Source organism: Angustibacter luteus, assembly GCF_039541115.1.
In the GTDB taxonomy this organism is placed as follows: domain Bacteria; phylum Actinomycetota; class Actinomycetes; order Actinomycetales; family Angustibacteraceae; genus Angustibacter; species Angustibacter luteus.
Genome location: NZ_BAABFP010000004.1, coordinates 547,042 through 568,334 on the forward strand (window position 1 = coordinate 547,042; position 21,293 = coordinate 568,334).

The following is a 21,293-nucleotide window of genomic DNA, read 5'->3' on the forward strand; positions in this document are numbered from 1 at the left end:
ATGACCGCGCGACAGCTGCCGGCCGTGGGCCTTCGGGCCCGCGGCTGGGGCTGGCGGCACGCCGGGCGGTTGGCCTGGGCGGTCCGCGACCTCGACCTGGACGTCGCCCCCGGCGAGGCCGTGCTGCTGCTCGGGGCGAGCGGGGCCGGCAAGTCGACGTTCCTGGCCGGCTGTGCCGGGTTGCTCGGTGAGCCCGGCGCGCGCTCGGCCGACGGGGTCGCGGTGCACGAGAACGGCGGCGAGTCCACCGGTTCGCTGACACTCGACGGCGTCCCGGCGGCGACCTCGCGGCTGTCCGGTGCGGTGCGGGCCGGCCTGCTGCTGCAGGACCCGGACGCGCAGACGGTGCTGGCCCGGTGCGGTGACGACGTCGCGTTCGGGTTGGAGAACCTCGGCGTGCCGCGCGAGCAGATCTGGCCGCGGGTCGACGAGGCCCTGCGCTCCGTCGGCTTCCGCTACGGCCGCGCGCACCCGACGTCCGACCTGTCCGGCGGCGAGCGGCAGCGGCTCGCGCTCGCCGGGGTGCTCGCGATGCGCCCGGGACTGCTGCTGCTCGACGAGCCGACGGCGATGCTCGACCCGGACGGCTCGCGCCTGCTCCGCGACACCGTGCGCGACGTGCTGGCCGTCTCGGGCGCGACCTGCCTGATCGTCGAGCACCGGGTGCAGCAGTGGGTGGACGTCGTCGACCGGGTCGTCGTCCTCGGCGCGGACGGTGGGCTCGCGGCTGACGGTCCCCCGGACGAGGTGCTCGGTCGGCACGGCGCAGCCCTTGCGGCACAGGGCGTCTGGGTGCCGGAGCGGTACCTGCCCGCGGCCGGTGTCGGACGTCGCACCCGGTCACCGCGCGACGATCGGCTGGACGGCGCGGCGCTGCTGGCCGCGCAAGGGCTGGCTGGCGCGCCGCCCGGCGCGGACGCCGTGGTGCGCGACGTCGACCTGACCCTGCACGCCGGTCGGGCGACGGCGCTGGTCGGGCCGAACGGCGCCGGCAAGACGACGCTCGCCCACGTGCTGGCCGGCCTGACCCGACCCGTGGCGGGTTCGCTCACCGCCGCCCCGGCGTTGGCCCGCGGCCTGTCCGGGCCGCCGCACCGCTGGCGGGCCCGCGACCTGGTCACCCGGATCGGCACGGTCTTCCAGGAGCCGCAGCACCAGTTCGTCGCCGCGACGGTGCGCGAGGAGCTCGCAGTGGGACCGCGGCGGGCGGGTCGGTCCGCGGCCCAGGTGGACGGCCGGGTCGACGAGCTGCTGACCCGACTGCACCTGCGGCACCTGTCGCAGGCCAACCCGTTCACCCTCAGCGGCGGCGAGCAACGCCGACTGTCGGTGGCGACCGCGCTGGCCACTGGGCCTTCGCTGCTGGTGCTCGACGAGCCGACGTTCGGGCAGGACGCGCGGACCTGGGCCGAGCTCGTCGACCTGCTCCGCGAGCTGCTGGACGACGGCACCGGCGTGCTCGCCGTCACCCACGACGAGGCGCTGGTGACCGCCCTGGCGGACGACGTCCACGAGCTGCCTGGCCCGTTGACGCCCTGGCAGGTGGTGTCCGCATGACCGTGATCTCGTTGCAGCGCAGCCACTTCGACGCCACCGCACCGTTGGCCCGGGCGAACCCGGTCGCCAAGCTCGTGGCGTCCACGGTGATCGCGTTCGGGTTGCTGCTGAGCGTGGACGTCGTCACCGCAGGGACCGCGCTGGTGCTCGAGCTGCTGGTGCTGCCGCTCGCCGGGCTGACGCTGGTCGCCCTGCTCCGGCGCTCGGTGGTCGTGCTGCTCGGCGCCGTTCCCGCGGGCGTCGCGGCTGTGCTCTTCGGCGTGGACTCCGGCGCCACGCTGCTCGACCTGGGACCGATCAGCATCACCGAGGGCTCGCTGGCCTCCGGTGTCGCGATCAGCCTGCGCATCCTGGCCATCGGGCTGCCCGGCATCATCCTGCTCTCGACGACTGACCCGACCGACCTCGCCGACGGGCTCGCGCAGGTGCTGCGCCTGCCGTCGCGGGTGACCCTGGCGGCCCTCGCCGCGACCCGGCTGCTCGGCGTGATGGCGGCGGACTGGCGCTCGATGTCGTTGGCGCGCCGGGCTCGTGGCCTCGGCGGCGACGGTCCGGTCGGTGCCGTCCGGGCCGCCGCCGGTCAGGTGTTCGCGTTGCTCGTGCTGGCGATCCGCCGGTCCACCGTGCTCGCGACCACGATGGAGTCGCGCGGGTTCGGCACCGACCAGCCGCGCACCTGGGCCCGCGAGAGCCGGCTGCACTGGGTGGACGTGGTGGTCGTCCTCGGCTCGGTGGTGCTGATCGCGGTGGCCATCGCCGCCGGGGTCGCCGCAGGCACCTGGCACCTGCTGCTCACGTGATCAGGATGCGACCGGCTGCCCGGACCAGCGCGCGGCGGTCCGTCGCGGTCAGGTTGGCGGTCAGCGTCTCCACCTGATCGGCGAAGGCGGCGCCGACCTGCTCGGCCAGCGCGCGACCCTCGGCGGTGATGATCACGTGCACGACCCGCCGGTCCGAGGTACTGGGCCGGCGGACCACCAGCCCGCGCCGCTCGGCCCGGTCGACCAGGCCGCTGACGCTCGACTTGTCCAGGCCGAGGTGCTGGCCCAGCTCGTTCATGGTGGGCTCGTGGTCGCGCAGGATGCCGCCCAGGCGGACCTGCGCCAGGGACAGCCCGTGCTCGGCGGCCAGGTCGCTCAGCGTTCCCTGCACCAGGAACGAGAGCCGGGCCAGGACGTCCACGAGATCGGTTCGGTCGCTCACGTCTCCCACCCTACTTGAACTAGTACGTGTCGCGAACTACATTGGTTCGTGTCACGAACATTTCGTTGAGAGGCACTGCCATGCGCGTGAACGCCGCCGTCGTCCGATCGTTCGACGAGCCGCCCCACCACGAGGGGTTCGACCTCCCTGACCCGACAGGCGCGGACCAGGCCGTGGTCGACGTCCTCGCGGCAGGTCTGCACCCACGGGTGCGCAGCGGCGCGTCCGGGCGGCACTACACCAGCACCGGCCGGCTGCCGCTGGTGCCGGGCATCGACGGTGTCGGGCGGCTTGCGGACGGGCGGCTGGTCTACTTCGTCACGGACGACGACCTGCCCGGCTCGATGGCCGCGCGGGCGGTCATCGACACCCGTCGGATGGTCGTCCTACCTGAGGACGTCGACGTCGTCCGGGTCGCCGCCGCGATGAACCCCGCGATGTCGTCCTGGGTGGCGCTGCGCCGGCGCGTCCCGATCGAGCCCGGGCAGTCCGTCCTGGTGCTGGGGGCGACCGGCAACGCCGGGCAGATGGCCGTCCAGGTCGCCAAGCGGCTCGGCGCCGGTCGAGTGGTCGGCGCGGGTCGCAACCCCGCCGCCCTCGCGCTGCTGGCCGGGCTGGGCGCCGACGTCACGGTCGCGCTGGGGGAGGACGACGACGCGGCCGCGGCGATGCTGGCGGCCGCCGCGAGCGAGGTCGACCTCGTCCTGGACTACCTCTGGGCCGCACCGGCCGCGAGCGCCATGATGGCGCTGCTGCGGGCGCGGGCTGACCGTAGCCGGGCGCTCGACTGGATCCAGATCGGCTCCGTGGCCGGACCCACCCTCGAGCTCCCTTCGGTGGCGTTGCGCTCGGCGAACCTGCGGATCCAGGGCAACGGGCAGGGTGCGGTCTCCACCCGGGCCTACGTGGCCGAGTTGCCGTCGCTGGTGGAGGAGATCAGCTCCGGTCGGCTGGCGGTCAACGCGCGCGCCGTGCCGCTGGCCGACGTCGAGGCGGCCTGGACCGCCTCGGACGTGCCCGGCGTCCGCACCGTCCTGCAGCCTTGACCCAGGCTTGAGGTTCGCTGGGGGTGGCCATAGGGCGGCCGCCGCGAGAGTCAGCTCGTCAACCTGACCGACGAGCAAGGAGCAGTCCCATGATCCGTCCCCGACTCGCAGCGGTGGTCGCCGCGTCCGCCACCCTGGCCGTCAGCGGCCTCGCCTACGGCCTGGCGTCCAGCTCGGCCGCGACGCCGAGCACCGCGACGGTCTCGTCGACCACCTCCACGTCGAGCCCGTCCACCTCCGACGACGACCCGACCACGAGCCCGACCGCGACGTCCCGGCCGACGTCCAGCGCGACGTCCAGCGCGACGTCGAGCCCGACCGCATCACCGAGCACGTCCGACGACCGCCAGCACCGCGGTCGCGGTGCGGACGACGGCGCCGGGCACGACGCCAACGACGACCACGGCGGCGACCGCGCCGGCGGCGGCCACGGGGCCGACGACCCGGCGACCCACGACGCCAACGACGACCACGGCGGCGACCGCGGCGGTCATGGCAGCGGTCACAGCAGCGGTCACGGCAGCGGTCACGGCAGCGACGACGGGTCGGGCCACGACGCGAACGACGACCACGGTGGCGACGACCACGGCGGCAGCGGCCACGGTGGCGGAGACGACGACTGACCGTGCGCGGCAGCTCAGTCCGCCGGCGGGGCGAAGGTCACCACGACCTGCGTCCCGCCGCCGGGCGCCGCGAGCAGGTCGAGGCTGCCGCCCGCCGCGACCGCCACCCGACGGGCGATGTCCAGCCCCAGACCGCTGGACCCGGCGCCGCTGGCCCCGCGCTCGACGTCCGAGGCCTGCACCCCACCGGGCCCGGCATCGACCACCCGCAGGCGCACCAGCCCGGCCGACCGGTCCAGCCGGACGTCGAAGCCCGTTCCCTCTGGCGTGTGCGCGAACACGTTGTCCACCAGGACGTCCACCACGTCGGCCAGCTCCCCGGCGTCCACCGCGGCCAGCAGCGGTCCGGTCGCCAGCTCGACACTGACCCGGCGCCCCTGTTCGTCCGCCAGCGCGGACCAGAACTCCACCCGCTCGCGCACCACCGGGACCGCGTCGCAGCGGGAGTCCAGACCGCTCAGCACCGGACGGCGCGCGTCCCGGACGATCGCGTCGACCGTGCGCTGCAGCTGGTCCACGTGCCCGCGCAGCCGGGTCGCCGCGTCCTCGTCGAGCACGCCGTCGACGTCCAGCCGCAGCGCGGTCACCGGGGTGCGCAGCCGGTGCGACAGGTCCGCGACGGACTCGCGCTCCAGCACCAGCAGCTCGCCGATCCGGTCCGCCAGCCGGTTCAGGGCCTGCCCGAGCTCGGCGACCTCGGGTGGTCCCTCGACGTCCGCGCGGGCGTCGAGCTCGCCCTCGCGCAGCCGGTGCGCGACCTCGGCGAGGTCGGTGACCGGCGCGCTGACCCGACCGCCGAGCCGGCGGGCGACCAGCAGCGCGGCGGCGAGCAGCACCACACCGAGGCCCGCCAGGCTGGCCCAGGCCGCGGCCAGCCCGTGGTGCAGCTCGGCATCGCTGACCGACGTCCGGACGACCGCCGTGCCGTCCCCGGTGACGATCGGGACCAGGACCTGGGCGCCCGAACCCGCGTGCGCCGTGAAGGCCGCACCCTGCCGGGCGCGCGCGACATCGGCCGCGGGCTGGGTCGGCTCCGCGGCGCCCAGCACCTCACCGCTGGGCAGCAGCACCGACGTGCTGAACGGCGAGCGCTGGTCGTTCAGGGCGACGAGCTCGGCGAGCTGGCCCTGGTCGTCCACCGTGCCGACCAACGCCGCGACCGACTGCGCCTCCTGGTTCGCGCTGGCCAGAGCCCGGTCCTCCGACAGCGTCCGCACCAGCAAGCCGAGAGGGATCAGGAATGCCAGCACCACTGCTGACGTCGTGGCCACCACGAGCCACGCGATCTGCCGGCGCATCAGCCCTCGTCCGGCCCGGGTGCGCGCAGCGCCACGCCCACGCCCCGGACGCTGTGCAGGTACCGGGGCTCGGCCGCGCTCTCGCCGAGCTTGCGGCGCAACCACGACAGGTGCACGTCGACCGTGCGGTCTCCGCCGCCGTACGCCTGGCGCCACACCTCGGCCAGCAGCTCGCGCTTGCTGACCACCTCACCGGGCCGACTGGCCAGCAGCAGCAGGACGTCGAACTCCTTGCGAGACAGGTCGATCGGGCTGCCGTCGAGGCTGGCCTGCCGGGTCCGCGGGTCGATGGACAGGCCACCGACGACGACGGGTTCGCTGACCGGCGCGGCGCCGGCCCGGCGCAGGACGGCGCGCAACCTCGCCTCGACCTGGTCGACACCGAACGGCTTCGCGACGTAGTCGTCCGCGCCCGCATCGAGCGCCCGGACGACGTCAGCGTCGTCGTCGCGTGCCGTGATGACGATGACCGGGACGTCGCTCACCGCGCGCAGCATGGCCAGCACCTGGAGCCCGTCGACGTCCGGCAGACCGAGATCGAGCAGGACGACGTCCGGCCGGTCGTCGACCGCCTGCTGCAGCCCGTCCATGCCCCGGGTGGCGGTGGCGACGGCGTGCCCGCGCTCGCCCAGGCTGCGCACGAGGGCCGACCGGATGCCCGGGTCGTCCTCGACCACCAGGATCGTCGCCACCCCGGCACGCTACCTGCTGGTCGCCCGTGGAACCGTCCGCTCGACGTCAGTGTCAGGCTGGGCTCGTGAAGGGGCGTCGGGTGGTCGCGATGGCGGCGGCGTGGGTGGCCGTGGTGGCGCTCGCGTCGTCCTTGGCGTGGTTCGCGATCGAGCGCGCCGGCCGCGAGGTGCTCGCCGGGCCGGCCGTGGGCCTGGGTGACTCCGGGCCGTCCACCGGCGAGCCCGTCGACGCCGCCGCGTCGCCCACCTCCTCGCCCACCGCGTCGCCCACGGCGTCGCCGTCCAGCACCCGAACCACCTCGGCCCACCCGCCGACGTCCGCGACCCGGCCGGGCCTGCGGGCCGTCGACCGCAGCGCGCAGGTCACCGGCGGGTCCGTGGGTGTGCGCTGCACGGGCTCGACGGCGCGGCTGCGGTACGCGCAGCCGGCGAGCGGCTGGACGGTGGAGGTCAAGGACACCGGCCCGCAGCGGGTGGAGGTGGAGTTCACCACGTCCGAGCGCGGCACCCGGGTGCGCGCGGAGTGCGCCGGTGGCGTCCCGACGATCACCAGCGAGCCGCACGGTGGTGGGGGTGGCGGTGGCGGCGGCGGTGACGACGGCGGCGGTGGTGGGGACGGCGGCGGGTCTGGGTCGAGCGGGTCGAGCGGGTCCGGCAAGGGCTGACACCCGGCGGTGACGGCCACGAAACGTTCCGGCAACGTGGCTGGGGCACCGTGGTTCGGGTCAGCCGGGGCCGGGGGGCTGCCCGGAACTCGTGGACCGAAGGAAGCCGATGACCGTAGCCCCGGCCCGTTCCCGTTCCCGTCGTCGTGCCGCCGCTGAGCCCGTGGCGCAGACCGGCGACGCGCGAGCCGCCCTCTCGCTGGCGCGGCGACCCTGGTCGCTGCCCACCGCGGGTGGGCGCGTCGTGGTCCGTGGCGCGATGCCCGGTGACCTCGCGGCCGTCGCCGTGCTGCACGGGCGGTGCTCGGCGACGACCCTGCTGCAGCGCTACCTCAAGGGCGGCCGCCCGCCGTCGCTCAGCACGCTCAGCGACCTGATGCACCGCCCGCTCGTCGTCATCGCGCTGGCACCGGCCGGCGACGTCGTCGCCCTCGCCTCGGCGACCCGGGCCAGCACGGCTCCCAACGGCGACCCCGAGCCGGGCACCACCCTGCAGATCGGGCTCCTGGTCCGTGACGACTGGCAGCAGCTCGGCGTCGGCCGCGCCCTGGCGGCCCACGTCGCGGCGTCCGCGCAGCTGTTGGGGGTGCGCGAGCTGGTGGCGGACGTCGCGTCCCAGGGCCTGCCGCTGCGCCGGATCATGGACGGCATCGGCGCCACCAAGTCGTCCCGCAACGAGCGCGGCTCGCGGCTGCGGACCCGGCTCGACCACGCCGCGCTCGCCGGCCTCGGCCCGGTGTCCGGCGTCCTCGTCGCCGGCTGACCCCTCGCGACCGCACCCGTCCCCGCACCATTCGCGCTCCACGTGGTTCTCGAGCCCGCATAGCCACGTCAAGCGCGAATGGTGCGAGGGTGGCGACGCGGGTTGACCTCAAGCGGACTTGAGGTTGCACGATCGGGGGCATGAGCCTCGCGACCGCGCCCGCCGCCACCTCGGACGAGCGCCTGCTGGACCGGACCCGGCTGCCCCTCGTCGTCGGCGCCCTGGCGCTGGTGACGCTCGGCGCGCTGGAGAACCGGGCTGTCGCCACGGTGCTGCCCACCCTGCTCGGTGAGCTGCACGCCGTGCCCAGCTTCGGGCTGGTCAGCGCCGCGCCGCTGGCGAGCTACCTGATCGCGCTGGTCTGCGCGGGCCGCTGGTCCGACCGCAGCGGGCCGGCGCCGACGCTGCGGACCGGCGTGCTCGCCTTCGCCGCCGCGCAGCTGATGGTCGGTCTCGCGCCCTCGCTGGGCGTCGTCGTGGTCGGCCGGCTGCTCAGCGGGTTCGCCGAGGGACTGCTGGACGTCGGCGTGATCGTCCTCGTCGCCCGCGCGCTCGAGCCGCGCTGGCGCCCGTCGATGATGGCGCTGTTCGCCGGGGCCTGGATCCTGCCGTCGGTACTCGGCCCCGTCGTCGTCGGCGCGGTCACGGTCACCCTCGGCTGGCGGTGGGTGTTCCTTGGTGCCGTGGTGCTGCTGGTTCCGGTCTGGCTGATCCTTCGGCCGGCGCTGCGCCGGGTCGCCACCGAGCCGGCGTCCGCCGAGCGGCCGCTGGACGTCGTCCCGCTCCGGCTCGTCCTCCCCTGGGCGGTTGCTGCGGCGGCGGCGCTCGTCGTCCTGAACCTGGCCGGCGAGGCGGCGTCGTCCGCGCCCGTACTGGCCGGCGCGGTCGTCGTCGTCGCGACCGTCACCCTGGCCGTCAGCGCCGTCCGGCTCCTGCCGCCCGGCACGCTGCGGGCCGCCTGCGGCATCGGCGGCGTGGTCGCGCTCCGGGCGGCAGTCACCGCGGCATTCATGGGGATCGGCGGGTTCCTGCCGCTGGTGCTGGCGACCCTGCACCACCAGGGTCCGGCCGCGGCCGGCATCAGCCTGAGCATCACCGGCGTCATGTGGTCGCTGGGGTCGACGGTGCAGAGCCGGCTGAGCGCCCGCCCGGGACTGGTGCTGCACGCCGGGTTCGCGGCCCTGGTGGTCGGCCTCGCAGTGAGCGGGCTGCTGGTCTGGACGGACCTGCCCGTCGCCGTCGGGCTGGTCGGCTGGGCGGTCGCCGGGCTCGGGATCGGGATGACGACGTCCACGCTGTCCGTGCTGAGCATGGCGGTCTCGGACGACGCGACCCAGGGCCGCAACAACGCGGGCGCGCAGCTGGCCTCGGGGATGTCCGGGGCCGTGTTCTTCGCCGCCGCCGGGACCGTGCTGGCGCTCGCCGGACCGGGGCGGACGGCGTTCGGCCTGATCTGCGGCGCGGCGGTCGTGATCGCCGTCCTCGGCCTCATCGGGGCCCGGCGTGCCCTCTGCGCCCTCCCCGCCTGACCCCGACCCCCGCCCCGGCCCCCCGCCCCCGGACCCAGGCCACCGCACATGTCCCGCTATCCGGGGTCATCGCGCCGCCACAACCCCGGATAGCGGTACATCTGCGGAGGTCGGTCGAGCGGGGGGAATGGGGACGCCAAGGCCCGGGTTGAGTCAGGTGTACTCAAGTTTGGCGCGGGCGGATTTGACACGTCTGACGCCGCGACTCAGACTTGAGCGGAGCAGACTCAAGGCCGCCCACGAGGTGGCACCCCAGATCCACGAGGAGAGCACTGATGGCACGAGCGGTCGGCATCGACCTGGGCACGACGAACTCCGTCGTGTCCGTCCTGGAGGGCGGCGAGCCCACCGTCATCGCGAACGCCGAGGGTGGCCGCACCACGCCGTCCGTCGTCGCGTTCGCCAAGAACGGCGAGGTGCTCGTCGGCGAGATCGCCAAGCGCCAGGCCGTCACGAACGTCGACCGGACGATCCGGTCCGTCAAGCGCCACATGGGCAAGGACTGGCACGTCGAGATCGACGGCAAGGACTACACCCCGCAGGAGATCAGCGCCCGCATCCTCGGCAAGCTGAAGCGGGACGCCGAGAGCTACCTGGGCGAGGACGTGACGGACGCGGTCATCACCGTCCCGGCGTACTTCAACGACTCCGAGCGCCAGGCGACCAAGGAGGCCGGCGAGATCGCGGGCCTCAACGTCCTGCGCATCATCAACGAGCCCACCGCGGCCGCCCTCGCCTACGGGCTGGAGAAGGGCAAGGAGGACGAGCTCATCCTCGTCTTCGACCTCGGCGGCGGCACGTTCGACGTCTCCCTGCTCGAGGTGGGCAAGGACGAGGACGACTTCTCGACCATCCAGGTCCGCTCGACCAGCGGTCACAACGACCTCGGCGGCGACGACTGGGACCAGCGCATCGTCGACCACCTGCTCCAGCAGGTGAAGATGGGCTACGGCATCGACCTCGGCAAGGACAAGATCGCCATGCAGCGGCTGCGTGAGGCGGCTGAGCAGGCGAAGAAGGAGCTCTCCAGCTCCACCTCGACCAACCTGTCGCTGCAGTACCTCTCGATGACCGAGAACGGCCCGATCCACCTGGACGAGACGCTGACCCGCTCGCAGTTCGAGCAGATGACGTCCGACCTGCTCGAGCGCACCAAGGCGCCGTTCAACCAGGTCATCGCGGACGCCGGCATCAAGCTCTCCGAGATCGACCACATCGTGCTGGTCGGCGGCTCCACCCGGATGCCCGCCGTCACCGCGCTGGTCAAGGAGCTCACCGGCGGCAAGGACCCCAACAAGGGCGTCAACCCGGACGAGGTCGTCGCCGTCGGCGCGGCCCTGCAGGCGGGCGTCCTCAAGGGCGAGCGCAAGGACGTCCTGCTGATCGACGTCACCCCGCTGTCGCTGGGCATCGAGACCCAGGGCGGTCTGATGACCAAGCTCATCGAGCGCAACACGGCCATCCCGACCAAGCGCAGCGAGGTCTTCACGACCGCGGCCGACAACCAGCCGTCCGTGACGATCCAGGTCTTCCAGGGCGAGCGCGAGATGACCCGCGACAACAAGGCGCTGGGCACCTTCGACCTCACCGGGATCGCTCCCGCGCCGCGCGGCATGCCGCAGGTCGAGGTCACGTTCGACATCGACGCCAACGGCATCGTGCACGTGTCCGCCAAGGACCGCGGCACCGGCAAGGAGCAGTCGATGACGATCTCCGGCGGCAGCGCGCTGCCGAAGGACGAGATCGAGCGGATGATCAAGGACGCCGAGGCGCACGCCAGCGAGGACAAGCAGCGTCGCGAGGAGGCGGAGACCCGCAACCAGGCCGAGCAGCTCGTCTGGTCGACGGAGAAGTTCGTCAAGGACAACGAGGACAAGATCCCGGCCGAGCCGAAGGCGGACGTCGAGAAGTCCATCGCCGACCTCAAGGAGGCGCTGTCCGCCAACGCCTCCACCGAGGACCTCAAGGCCAAGACCGAGGCGCTCGCCACCGCGAGCCAGGCCATCGGCCAGGCCATGTACGCGGCCGAGGCGCAGGCCTCCGCGGACGCCGAGCAGGCCGGCAGCGCCGAGGGCGGCGCCGGTGCGACCGACGCTGACGACGACGTCGTCGACGCCGAGGTCGTGGACGACGAGCCAGGCGAGAACGAGGGTCGGGCGCAGGCATGACCGACGCCCCCCAGGGCGGTCGGCCGGTCGCGGACGACGGGAGCGAGCCTCCCGTCGTCCGCGACAAGCGGCGGATCGACCCGCAGACCGGACAGCTGCGGGACGGCGGCGCTGCGGCGCCGCAGGCTCCCGCCCCCGAGGTCAGCGGCGAGATGGCCAACGAGACCGAGGTCGAGCAGGGGCTGGATGACAAGTCGTCCGGCCTCACGGCTGACGTCGACCTGGCCGCCGAGCGGCTGGCCGACCTGCAGCGACTGCAGGCCGAGTACGTCAACTACCGCAAGCGGGTCGAGCGTGACCGGGACGTCGCCCGCGAGCTCGCGACGGCGTCCGTGCTGGAGTCGTTGCTGCCGGTGATGGACGACCTGCACCTGGCCCGCCAGCACGGCGACCTGGAGAGCGGGCCGTTCGCAGCGGTGGCCGACAAGCTCGAGGCGATCGTGGCGCGCGCCGGTCTCGAGCGCTTCGGCGAGGTCGGCGAGGCGTTCGACCCGGCGGTGCACGAGGCCCTCATGCACGTCCAGGCCGAGCTCGCCGCCGGCACGGAGGTCACGACCGTCGTCCAGGTGCTGCAGCCGGGGTACCGCGTCGGTGAGCGGGTCGTGCGCGCTGCGCGCGTCGCCGTGGCCGACCCCGACACCACCAGCTGAGTCCGAGAGGAGGCACCGCATGGCCGGACAGGACTGGTTCGAGAAGGACTTCTACGCCACGCTCGGTGTCCCCAAGGACGCGGACGCGGCGGCGATCAAGAAGGCGTACCGCAAGCTGGCGCGCCAGCACCACCCGGACGCCAACGAGGGCGACGACACCCGGTTCAAGGAGATCGGCGAGGCCTACTCGGTGCTCTCCGACATTGAGCAGCGCCAGCAGTACGACGCGATCCGGTCGATGTCGCACGGCGGCGCGCGATTCGCGCCGGGCGGTCAGGGCGGGGCCGGCTTCGAGGACCTCTTCGGCGGTCTGTTCGGTGGTGCGGGAGCTCCCGGGGGCGGTGGCCAGCGCGCGCAGTTCGACAGCACGGGCGGCATCGATCTCGAGGACCTGCTGCGCGGCATGGGTGGCGCCCCGGGTGCCGGTGGTGGGCGCGGTGGCCGGTTCAGCGGTTTCGGCACCCGCGGCCCGCGTCGCGGCGCCGACGTGAACGCGACCACCACCCTGCCGTTCCGCGAGGCAGTGGTCGGCTCGACCGTCACCCTGCGCACGCCGGAGGGTCGCACGGTGACCGCGCGGATCCCGGCCGGCGTCAAGGACGGGCAGAAGATCCGCCTGCGCGGCAAGGGATCCGACGGCGACCCGGGTGCGGCGGCAGGTGACCTGATGATCCAGGTCGCTGTCACGCCGGACCCGGTCTTCGGCCGGCAGGGCGATGACCTCACCGTCACGGTGCCGGTCACGTTCGCCGAGGCCGCGCTGGGCGCGCAGGTCGACGTCCCGACGCTGGACGCCGAGGGCGACGTCACCACCGTTCGGGTCAAGGTGCCGGCCGGCACGCCGTCCGGTCGCACGCTGCGGGTCAAGGGCCGGGGCGTCAAGCACGCCAAGGGTTTCGGCGACCTGCGCGTCACCGTGCAGGTGGCGGTGCCGCAGCGGCTCACCGACGACGCGCGCGAGGCCGTCGAGGCGTACGCGAAGGCCACCGGCGGCGAGGACCCGCGCGCCGACCTGATGGCCCGGGCGCGCTCACCGCGGACCGGCGGCTGACATGAGCGACAGCGCCAGCTGGCAGGGCCGGGTCGAGCTCGACCTGGACGACGAGACCCCGGTCTTCGTCATCTCGGTCGCGGCGCAGATGGCCGGCATGCACCCGCAGACGTTGCGGCAGTACGACCGGCTGGGCCTCGTCTCGCCGGACCGCACGCGCGGGCGCGGCCGGCGCTACTCGGCGCGCGACGTCTCGCTGCTCCGCCAGGTGCAGCGGCTGTCCCAGGACGAGGGCGTCAGCCTCGCCGGGATCAAGCAGATCCTCGAGCTCGAGCACCAGGTCGCCGCGCTGCGCGCCCGGGTCGTCGAGCTCAGCAACGAGCTCGCCGCCGTGCAGGACGCGACCGGGCTCGGTCGTCGGGTGTTCGCCGCCGGCCCCGCCGGTGACGTGGTCTCGATGCGCGCCGGGCGCCGTCCGGACCGGTCCGCCTTCGGGCTGACGTCCGCGCTCGTCGTCTGGCGCCCGCAGGGCTGATCGTGGCAACGGCGTTCGCCCTGGCGCACGCGGTTGCCACGTACGCTCCGGAGGACACCGGACGAGGGCGGACCCATGACGAAGCTGTCCATGTACGAGCGTCTGCCGTTCGACGAGGCGACGACGCCGCCGCGGGTGTCCACCGGCGAGCTGCCCCCGCCGGACGAGATCCGACGGCTGGTCACCGAGGCCTACGAGCGCTACCGAGCGAACAGCGACGGCGTCGTCGCGGACTACATCCCCGCGCTGGCCGGTGCGTCCCCTGACCTGTTCGGCATCTGTGTCGTCGGTGCCCGTGGCGGGTCGTTCGAGATCGGGGACGTCGACACGTCCTTCTCGATCCAGAGCGTGTCCAAGCCCTTCGTCTTCGCCCTCGTGTGCGAGGAGGTCGGCTACGAGGCGGCGCGCCGCCAGCTCGGCGTGAACAGCACCGGCTTCCCGTTCAACTCGCTCATGGCGGTCGAGCTGAACGACGACCGGACGATGAACCCGTTGGTGAACGCGGGCGCGATCGCCACGACGAGCCTGGTGCCGGGCGACTCGGCGGAGCTCAAGTCCGACCGGATCCGCGAGGGGCTGTCCCGGTTCGCCGGCCGTGAGCTGTCCATGAGCGAGGAGGTGTACGCCTCCGAGTCCGCGTCGAACCTGCGCAACCAGGGCATCGCCCACCTGCTGAAGAGCTACGGCCGGCTCTACTTCGACCCCGATGAGACGACCGACGCCTACACCCGGCAGTGCTCCCTCGAGGTCACGGTCCACGACCTCGCGGTGATGGCGGCCACGCTCGCGAACGGCGGGGTCAACCCGCAGTCCGGGGAGCGCGTGCTGCGGCCGGGGGTGTGCCGGCGGGTGCTGGCCGTGATGGCCACGGCCGGCCTCTACGAGCTCTCGGGGGACTGGTTGTACGAGGTCGGCGTCCCTGGCAAGAGTGGCGTCAGCGGCGGGATCGTGACGGTGTCGCCTGGCAAGGGTGGACTCGCGACCTTCTCGCCGCCCCTGGACGCGGCCGGGAACAGCGTGCGTGGCCAGCTGGCCACGAAGCACCTGGCCGAGCGACTGGGCCTCAACCTCTTCGCCTCGGAACCGGCCTGACCGCGGCGGGGCGAACGTGCATGATCACCGCGGGAGGGGGGTGGTGGCGTCCCGCCCCCCTCCCGCGGTGATCATGCACGTTCGCCCCGGATCGGGTGAGCTCAGCGGTGGCCGGCAGAGCGCAGGACGTCGTCCAGGCTGCGCGCCGGGTGGCCGGTCAGGCGCTGGACGTCGTCACTGACCTTCGCGAGCTCGCCGCGGGCGATCGCCAGGTACGACGTCACCCAGCCGTCGACCTCGAACCGGGGCGCCGTAGTGCGCGCGCGAGGCGTAGGCCTGCTCGAGCGTCTCGTCCTCGAACCGCACGTCGCGCCCGGTCGCCGCACTGATCCGCGCGGCCGCCTCGGTCAGGGTGAACGCCTCCGGCCCGGTCAGGTCGTAGCCGACACCGTCGTGCTGGCCTGACTCGTCGCTCAGGACCGCGACGGCGACGTCCGCGACGTCGTCCTGCGCCACCGCACTGACCCGGCCGTCAGCGGCGGGGCCACGGATCACGCCGTCCTCGCCAGGCATCAGCGCGAAGAAGTCGGCGTACAGGCTGTCCCGCAGGAACGTGTGGCGCAGACCGCTGCCCCTGATGTGCTCCTCGGTGTGGAAGTGGTCGCGGCCGAAGGTGAACGTGCAGTCGGCCGAGGCGCCGAGGAACGACAGGTAGACGATGCGCTGCACGCCCGCGCGCACCGCGGCGTCGACCGCGCTGCGGTGCTCGGCGAGCCGGTTCGCGGACTCGCGTCCGGACACCAGGAACAGCGTGTGCGCGTCGCCGATCGCCGCGACCATCGCGTCGGTGCTCGCGTACTCGGCAGCCGGCCCCGCCACGGCACCGGGCAGGTCCGGCAAGCGGCTCGGGTCACGGCCCACCAGCCGCAGCGGCACCCCCTGAGCCGCCAACGCGCGGGCCACCCGGCCGCCGATGTTCCCCGTGCTGCCCGTCACCGCGATGTTCGCTGCTCCACTGGTTGCCATGGCAGGGTCAGCGCAGCGGGACGAACCGATAATTCCCGTACCAGTGCACCTCGGTGCCGTCCGGCGTCCGGGCGACCCGCGCCAACCGCCCAGCCACTGGGCAGACCATCAGCCCGTTCGGGGTGAGCTGGTCGACCAGCGCGTCCGGGATCTCGTTGGCGGCGGCAGAGACCAGCACCCGGTCGTACGGCGCGTCCTTCGGCCAGCCGAGCACCCCCGGCTCCGCCCGGTGCACGCCGGCCCAGGGCAGCTCGTGGACGGCCAGGTTCGAGGCGCCCCACAGGGCCAGATCGGGCTCCAGCTCGACGCCGACCACCTCGCCGCTCGGCCCGACCAGGTGGGCCAGCAGCGTCGTCGTCCAGCCCGAACCGGAGCCGACGTCCAGCACCCGGTGCCCCTCCTCGACGTCGAGCAGCCGCAGCATCCGGCGCACCGTGGACGGCTGGGACGACGTCTGGCCGTAGCCGATCTCGAGCGGTTGGTCCTCGTGGGCGTGCGACTGCTGCGCCCGCGGCAGGAAGCCGGTGCGCGGTACGGCGGCGAAAGCTCGGTCGATGGCCTCCGGCGCGGTGGCCCGGTCGTGCACGTCCCCCAGTGTGCTCCCCGTGGGAAGGTGTGGCCATGGCCGACGGACCCCGCGACGTGCTGCCGACCCGCGCCGAGTTCGCGGTCTGGCGTCCCATGCCCACCCGCTGGGCCGACAACGACCAGTACGGGCACGCCAACAACGTCGTCTACTACTCGTGGTTCGACACCGCGGTGAACGGCTGGCTGATGCAGGCCGTCGGGGCAGATGTCCGCGACCTGCCGGCCATCGGCATCGTCGCCGAGACGTCCTGCCGGTTCCTCTCGCCCGTCGGCTTCCCGGACGAGCTCGCGGTCGGCCTGCGGGTGGACCGGCTCGGGCGCAGCAGCATCACCTACGGGCTCGCGGTGTTCGCGGACGGCGAGGACGCGCCGTCCGCGGTGGGGCGGTTCGTGCACGTGTACGTCGACCCCGCGACCCGCCGTCCGGTGCCCGTGCCGGACGTCGTGCGGGACGTCGCGTCCGCGATCACCAGTGGTGCATCGACCGCCGGATGATCCCCGCGAGGTCCTCGGCGGAAGGCTCGCGCGGACTGATGGCGAGCAGCCGCGGCTGGGCCAGCGAGCCCTCCACCAGGTCGTCGACGTCGCCGTCGCCGAAGCCCAGCTCGGCCAGCCCGGAGGGTAGCCCGATGTCCCGCATCAGGGTGGCCAGCACGGTCGGCAGCTGAGCCGCGGCGTCGTCGCCGACCTCGGCGTCGGGGGCGAGCAGGGCGGCGGCGCGCAGGTGCCGGTCCGGCGCCGACCCGAAGGTGAACCGGAACGCCTCCGGTGCCGTCATCGAGACCGCCATCCCGTGCGGTACCAGGGGTTCGTCCCCCGGGTAGCCGGGCGCGTGGAAGTGCCGCACCCGGCCCGCGACCGGGTAGGCGTTGGCGTGCGGGATGTGCACGCCCGCGTTCCCGAAGCCGAGGCCGGCGAACGTCGCGGCGTAGGCCATGTCGGTGCGGGCGCCCTGGTCGTCGCCGTCGCGCACCGCCCGGCGAAACGCCCCGGCCAGCAACGACATCGCGCGCTCGGACCACATGTCGGCGATCGGGTTCGCGCCGCAGTAGGGCACCCGCTGGTCCGGGGTCTTGCGCTCGAAGGAGTCGAACGGCCGCGCGGTGTAGCTCTCCAGCGCGTGGCACAGGATGTCCAGACCGGCGCTCGCGGTGACCTGGCTGGGTTGGCTGAAGGTGAGCTCGGGATCGATGACGGCCAGCGTGGGCCGCAGCCGGGCGTGGCTGACGCCGGTCTTGACCTTGCGGGACAGCACGTCCAGCACGCAGACGGTCGTGGACTCGGCGCCCGTACCGGTCGTGGTGGGGACGGCGACGAGCGGCAGCAGCGGCCCAGGAGGGGCCTGGCCACCGCCGATCGGGGCGTTCACGTAGTCCATCAGCTCGCCCGGCGAGCAGAGCATCAGGTTGACGGCCTTGGCGGTGTCGATGCTGGAGCCGCCGCCGACCGCGACGATGCCGTCGAACCGGCCGAGCGATCGGGCTGCGTCGATCGCGGCCGTCATGCTCTGGTCGGTCGGCTCGACGCGCGCCTGGTCGTACACCTCGACCTCGAGGCCCTCCTGGCGGATCCCTGCGGCGATGCGGTCGGGAGCGCCGGTGGCGGCGACGCCGGGGTCGGTGACCAGCAGCACGCGGGTGGCGCCGAGCGCCTTGAGGTCCGCGCCGACCTCGTCGCTGGCGCCGTGGCCGAACTTCAGCCGAGGCGCGGCGTACGTGAAGACCGTCTCGTTGCCCATGCTCGCGAGCCTGCCGCACCCCTCGAGCCACCGCCACTCACCACCCGCTTCCGCCGCTCGGTCCCGTTTCCGCCGCCCAAGCCGATCTCGCGGGCGCAGAACCGGCTTGAGTGGCGGAGGCGTCCTGCCCGAGGCATGGACCGGGGGAGCGAGCCGCCGGGTGGTTGCCTAGAGTTTCGCTCGTGAGCGACCTGGTGGAGGCCCTGCGCGCCGCCGGGGTGGCGGACGCCGACGCCAGCCTGCTCCGTCGCTCCCTGTACTCCTCGGACGCCTCGCTCTACCGGGTCGAGCCGCAGGTCGTGGTCGTGCCGCGGCACGTGGACGAGGTGCTGGCTACCGCCGAGGTCTGCCGCACGTTCGGCGTCCCGCTCACCATGCGCGGCGCGGGGACGTCGATCGCCGGCAACGCGGTCGGGCCGGGCGTGGTCGTGGACGTCTCGCGGCACCTGCACCAGATCGGTGACATCGACCCCGAGGCCGGGACGGCGGTCGTCGCGCCCGGTGTCGTGCAGGCCTCCCTGCAGCGCGCCGCGGCGCGGCACGGGCTGCGGTTCGGACCGGACCCGTCCACCCACAACCGGGCGACGCTCGGCGGCATGATCGGCAACAACGCCTGCGGCTCAAGGGCTCTGGGGTACGGACGCACCAGCGACAACGTCCTCGGGCTGGACGTCGTCACCGGAGCGGGGGAGCGGCTGCGGCTCGGGTCGATGGCGGGCGCCGTCGTGTCCTCGCCGGCGCTGGACCGGGTCCGGTCGCTGGCCGACGCGAACCTCGCTCTGATCCGCACCGAGCTGGGTCGCTTCGGCCGCCAGGTGTCCGGCTACTCGCTCGAGCACCTGCTGCCCGAGAACGGCTTCGACGTCACCCGCGCGCTCGTCGGCAGCGAGGGGACGCTGGCCCTGACCCTCGCCGCGACGGTCCGGCTGGTCCAGGACGAGCCGGTGCGCCAGCTCGTCGTCCTCGGTTACCCGTCGATGGCCGAGGCGGCCGACGCCGTGGTCGTGGTGCTGCCGCACGGCCCGGTGGCCTGCGAGGGCATGGACGCCCGCATCGTCGACGTGGTGCGCGCCCGCCGAGGCCCGTCGTCCGTGCCCCGCCTGCCCCGTGGTGAGGGCTGGCTGCTCGTCGAGCTCACCGGCACCGACCCCGGCGAGGTGCGCGCCCGCGCCGATGCCCTGGTCCGCGACGCGGGCGCCGTCGACGCGGAGGTCGTAGCGGACGCGACGCACGCGGCCGCGCTCTGGCGGATCCGCGAGGACGGTGCGGGCCTGTCTGGTCGGACGCCGGACGGCAACCCGGCGCACCCCGGCTGGGAGGACGCCGCCGTGCCACCGCAGCGGCTCGGCGCGTACCTGCGGGAGTTCGACGCGCTGCTGGACCAGCACGGGCTGACCGGCCTGCCGTACGGGCACTTCGGCGACGGCTGCCTGCACATCCGGATCGACTTCCCCTTCGACCGCGCCGAGGGCACCGCGGCGTTCCGCTCGTTCCTGCTGGACGCCGGTCGGCTGGCCGCCGCGCACGGTGGCTCCATGTCCGGTGAGCACGGGGACGGGCGGGCCCGCGGCGAGCTGCTGCCGCTGATGTACTCGGCCGAGGCCATCGAGCTGTTTGCCGCGGTCAAGGCGGCCTTCGACCCGGACGACCTGCTCAACCCCGGCGTGATCGTGCGGCCCGCGCCGGTCGACGCCGACGTGCGGGTCGCCGCCGCCCGCCCCTACCGGGACGGGCTGGCGCTGGCGTACCGGCACGACCGCGGCGACCTGTCAATGGCCGTTCACCGCTGCACCGGGGTCGGCAAGTGCCGGGCGGACACCACGGCCAGCGGCGGCGTGATGTGCCCGTCGTTCCTGGCCACCCGGGACGAGAAGGACTCCACGCGGGGTCGCGCGAGGGTGTTGCAGGACGCGGTGTCCGGCAACCTGGGCCCGAACCCTTGGGGCACACCGGCGGTGGCCGACGCGCTCGACCTGTGCCTGTCCTGCAAGGGGTGCTCGTCCGACTGCCCGACCGGGATCGACATGGCCGCGTACAAGGCGGAGGCGACGTACCAGCGCTACCGGCGACGGCTGCGCCCCCGCGCCCACTACACGTTGGGCTGGCTGCCGCGCTGGGCGCGGCTGGCCACCCGCTTCGGCTGGGTCACCCGGGTGGCGAACGCCAGCCTGCGGGTCCGGGCCCTGCACCCGCTGGTCACCTTTCTGGCCGGGGTGGACCGTCGCCGCAGCCTGCCGCAGTTCGCGACGCCGACGTTCCGGCAGTGGTTCGACCACCGCCCGAGCGATCCCGGCGTGACCCTGCTCGAGGCCGTGGTGTTCGTCGACACGTTCACCGACGCCTTCGCGCCCGAGGTCGGCCAGGCCGCGGTCGCGGTGCTCGAGGACGCTGGCTACCGGGTGAGCGTGACCCGCGAACCGGTCTGCTGCGGGCTGACCTGGATCTCCACCGGCCAGCTCGACACCGCCCGGCGCAAGGTCGGCGCCACGGTCGCCGCGCTGCTCCCGCACGTCGAGCGGGGGGCCGTGGTGGTCGGGCTGGAGCCGTCCTGCACCGGCGTGCTTCGGTCGGACGCGCTCGAGCTGGCAACGGACGCCGACCTGCCTGCCGCGCAACGGGTCGCGGCTGCCACCCGCACGCTCGCCGAGGTGCTCAGCGGCACGCCAGGATGGACGCCGCCGGACCTGTCGGCCGAGCAGGGCGTCGCCCAGCCGCACTGCCACCACCACGCCGTGATGGGGTGGGAAGCCGACGCCGCGCTGCTGCGCGCGGCTGGCGCCGACGTCCAGCGCCTGGGTGGGTGCTGCGGGCTCGCCGGCAACTTCGGCGTCGAGCGCGGCCACCACGAGGTCTCCGTCGCGGTCGCCGAGAACCAGCTGCTGCCGGCCGTGCGCGAGCTGGCCGGCGACGGTGTCGTCCTGGCCGACGGGTTCTCCTGCCGCACCCAGCTCGACGACCTCGCCGACCGCCGCGGCGAGCACCTGGCCCAGGTACTGGCCCGGCACCTGCCCGGCTGACCGCACGTGTCGGCGTTCGTCCGACAGGACTCGCGTGACCTCGCGCCGCTCACGCGTGCTCGGCCGAGGTCGAACTGGTGCGCGACTCCTGTTGGTGCGACGCGGGCTAGTTGTACTGACCACGGACGTTGGTGACGATTCGGGGCTGGACGTGACGAGGACCTCCGAGTGA

At 73.9% G+C, this 21,293-nt stretch carries 20 protein-coding genes and 1 pseudogene; 13 read left to right on the forward strand and 8 right to left on the reverse strand.

Annotated features, from left to right (window positions below; translation table 11 throughout):
* Both ABEB17_RS09025 and ABEB17_RS09030 read left to right on the forward strand, forming a co-directional pair.
* On the forward strand, nucleotides 1–1,557 hold the full coding sequence (locus ABEB17_RS09025) for an ABC transporter ATP-binding protein (RefSeq protein ID WP_345716346.1): 1,557 nt from the start codon (nucleotides 1–3) through the stop codon (nucleotides 1,555–1,557).
* Complete coding sequence (locus tag ABEB17_RS09030; RefSeq protein ID WP_345716347.1) at nucleotides 1,554–2,357, forward strand: energy-coupling factor transporter transmembrane component T family protein; 804 nt, start codon at nucleotides 1,554–1,556, stop codon at nucleotides 2,355–2,357. Before ABEB17_RS09025 ends, ABEB17_RS09030 begins: the two co-directional genes overlap by 4 nt.
* Here ABEB17_RS09030 and ABEB17_RS09035 read toward each other — a convergent pair.
* The gene (locus ABEB17_RS09035) at nucleotides 2,350–2,760 is read right to left on the reverse strand and encodes a MarR family winged helix-turn-helix transcriptional regulator (protein ID WP_345716348.1); all 411 of its coding nucleotides are present in this window, start codon (nucleotides 2,758–2,760) and stop codon (nucleotides 2,350–2,352) included. The two genes, ABEB17_RS09030 and ABEB17_RS09035, sit on opposite strands and share 8 nt — an antisense overlap.
* Before the next feature lie 80 nt (nucleotides 2,761–2,840).
* On the opposite strand from ABEB17_RS09035, the gene ABEB17_RS09040 reads away from it, so the two are divergent.
* Nucleotides 2,841–3,806: a zinc-binding dehydrogenase gene (locus ABEB17_RS09040; protein ID WP_345716349.1), complete on the forward strand. Its 966-nt coding sequence runs from the start codon at nucleotides 2,841–2,843 to the stop codon at nucleotides 3,804–3,806.
* Nucleotides 3,807–3,960: 154 nt separating this feature from the next.
* Here ABEB17_RS09040 and ABEB17_RS09045 read toward each other — a convergent pair whose 3' ends face one another.
* The 4 genes from ABEB17_RS09045 to ABEB17_RS09060 are packed head-to-tail and all read right to left on the reverse strand — an operon-like array spanning nucleotide 3,961 to nucleotide 6,419.
* Complete coding sequence (locus ABEB17_RS09045; protein WP_345716350.1) at nucleotides 3,961–4,140, reverse strand: hypothetical protein; 180 nt, start codon at nucleotides 4,138–4,140, stop codon at nucleotides 3,961–3,963.
* A complete protein-coding gene (locus ABEB17_RS09050; RefSeq protein WP_345716351.1) occupies nucleotides 4,130–4,408 on the reverse strand; it encodes a hypothetical protein in 279 nt (92 codons plus the stop codon). Before ABEB17_RS09050 ends, ABEB17_RS09045 begins: the two co-directional genes overlap by 11 nt.
* A 35-nt stretch (nucleotides 4,409–4,443) precedes the next feature.
* Nucleotides 4,444–5,727, reverse strand: coding sequence for a HAMP domain-containing sensor histidine kinase (locus ABEB17_RS09055; RefSeq protein WP_345716352.1), 1,284 nt, complete (start codon nucleotides 5,725–5,727; stop codon nucleotides 4,444–4,446).
* Nucleotides 5,727–6,419, reverse strand: a complete 693-nt coding sequence (locus tag ABEB17_RS09060; protein WP_345716353.1) for a response regulator transcription factor — start codon at nucleotides 6,417–6,419, stop codon at nucleotides 5,727–5,729. Before ABEB17_RS09060 ends, ABEB17_RS09055 begins: the two co-directional genes overlap by 1 nt.
* A 65-nt stretch (nucleotides 6,420–6,484) precedes the next feature.
* On the opposite strand from ABEB17_RS09060, the gene ABEB17_RS09065 reads away from it, so the two are divergent.
* From ABEB17_RS09065 to glsA, 8 genes are all read left to right on the forward strand, one after another.
* Nucleotides 6,485–7,084 (forward strand): hypothetical protein, encoded by a 600-nt coding sequence (locus tag ABEB17_RS09065; RefSeq protein ID WP_345716354.1) that lies wholly within the window; start codon nucleotides 6,485–6,487, stop codon nucleotides 7,082–7,084.
* Nucleotides 7,085–7,247: 163 nt separating this feature from the next.
* Nucleotides 7,248–7,847: a hypothetical protein gene (locus ABEB17_RS09070; RefSeq protein ID WP_345716355.1), complete on the forward strand. Its 600-nt coding sequence runs from the start codon at nucleotides 7,248–7,250 to the stop codon at nucleotides 7,845–7,847.
* Nucleotides 7,848–7,987: 140 nt separating this feature from the next.
* Nucleotides 7,988–9,376, forward strand: a complete 1,389-nt coding sequence (locus tag ABEB17_RS09075; RefSeq protein WP_345716356.1) for an MFS transporter — start codon at nucleotides 7,988–7,990, stop codon at nucleotides 9,374–9,376.
* Nucleotides 9,377–9,651: 275 nt separating this feature from the next.
* Nucleotides 9,652–11,544 carry a molecular chaperone DnaK gene (dnaK, locus tag ABEB17_RS09080; RefSeq protein WP_345716357.1) on the forward strand — a complete coding sequence of 631 codons (1,893 nt, stop codon included), beginning with the start codon at nucleotides 9,652–9,654 and terminating at the stop codon, nucleotides 11,542–11,544.
* Complete coding sequence (gene grpE, locus ABEB17_RS09085) at nucleotides 11,541–12,194, forward strand: nucleotide exchange factor GrpE (protein ID WP_345716358.1); 654 nt, start codon at nucleotides 11,541–11,543, stop codon at nucleotides 12,192–12,194. Before dnaK ends, grpE begins: the two co-directional genes overlap by 4 nt.
* A gap of 19 nt (nucleotides 12,195–12,213) precedes the next feature.
* Nucleotides 12,214–13,245: a DnaJ C-terminal domain-containing protein gene (locus ABEB17_RS09090; RefSeq protein ID WP_345716359.1), complete on the forward strand. Its 1,032-nt coding sequence runs from the start codon at nucleotides 12,214–12,216 to the stop codon at nucleotides 13,243–13,245.
* A gap of 1 nt (nucleotide 13,246) precedes the next feature.
* The gene (locus tag ABEB17_RS09095; RefSeq protein WP_345716360.1) at nucleotides 13,247–13,720 is read left to right on the forward strand and encodes a heat shock protein transcriptional repressor HspR; all 474 of its coding nucleotides are present in this window, start codon (nucleotides 13,247–13,249) and stop codon (nucleotides 13,718–13,720) included.
* A gap of 75 nt (nucleotides 13,721–13,795) precedes the next feature.
* On the forward strand, nucleotides 13,796–14,812 hold the full coding sequence (gene glsA, locus ABEB17_RS09100) for a glutaminase A (RefSeq protein ID WP_345716361.1): 1,017 nt from the start codon (nucleotides 13,796–13,798) through the stop codon (nucleotides 14,810–14,812).
* A 101-nt stretch (nucleotides 14,813–14,913) separates the two neighbouring features.
* Here the strand turns inward: glsA and ABEB17_RS09105 are convergent.
* Both ABEB17_RS09105 and ABEB17_RS09110 read right to left on the reverse strand, forming a co-directional pair.
* Nucleotides 14,914–15,778 (reverse strand): annotated as a pseudogene (locus tag ABEB17_RS09105) (NAD(P)H-binding protein).
* Nucleotides 15,779–15,785: 7 nt separating this feature from the next.
* Nucleotides 15,786–16,364, reverse strand: coding sequence for a protein-L-isoaspartate O-methyltransferase family protein (locus ABEB17_RS09110; RefSeq protein WP_345716362.1), 579 nt, complete (start codon nucleotides 16,362–16,364; stop codon nucleotides 15,786–15,788).
* Between the two features lie 35 nt (nucleotides 16,365–16,399).
* On the opposite strand from ABEB17_RS09110, the gene ABEB17_RS09115 reads away from it, so the two are divergent.
* Nucleotides 16,400–16,861 (forward strand): acyl-CoA thioesterase, encoded by a 462-nt coding sequence (locus ABEB17_RS09115; RefSeq protein ID WP_345716363.1) that lies wholly within the window; start codon nucleotides 16,400–16,402, stop codon nucleotides 16,859–16,861.
* Here ABEB17_RS09115 and ABEB17_RS09120 read toward each other — a convergent pair.
* Nucleotides 16,833–18,104, reverse strand: a complete 1,272-nt coding sequence (locus ABEB17_RS09120) for a hydroxyacid-oxoacid transhydrogenase (RefSeq protein WP_345716364.1) — start codon at nucleotides 18,102–18,104, stop codon at nucleotides 16,833–16,835. The genes ABEB17_RS09115 and ABEB17_RS09120 overlap by 29 nt on opposite strands.
* Nucleotides 18,105–18,286: 182 nt before the next feature.
* Between ABEB17_RS09120 and ABEB17_RS09125 the strand changes: the two genes are divergently transcribed.
* Nucleotides 18,287–21,121, forward strand: a complete 2,835-nt coding sequence (locus ABEB17_RS09125; RefSeq protein ID WP_378227026.1) for an FAD-binding and (Fe-S)-binding domain-containing protein — start codon at nucleotides 18,287–18,289, stop codon at nucleotides 21,119–21,121.
* The last annotated feature ends 172 nt before the right edge of the window (nucleotides 21,122–21,293 follow it).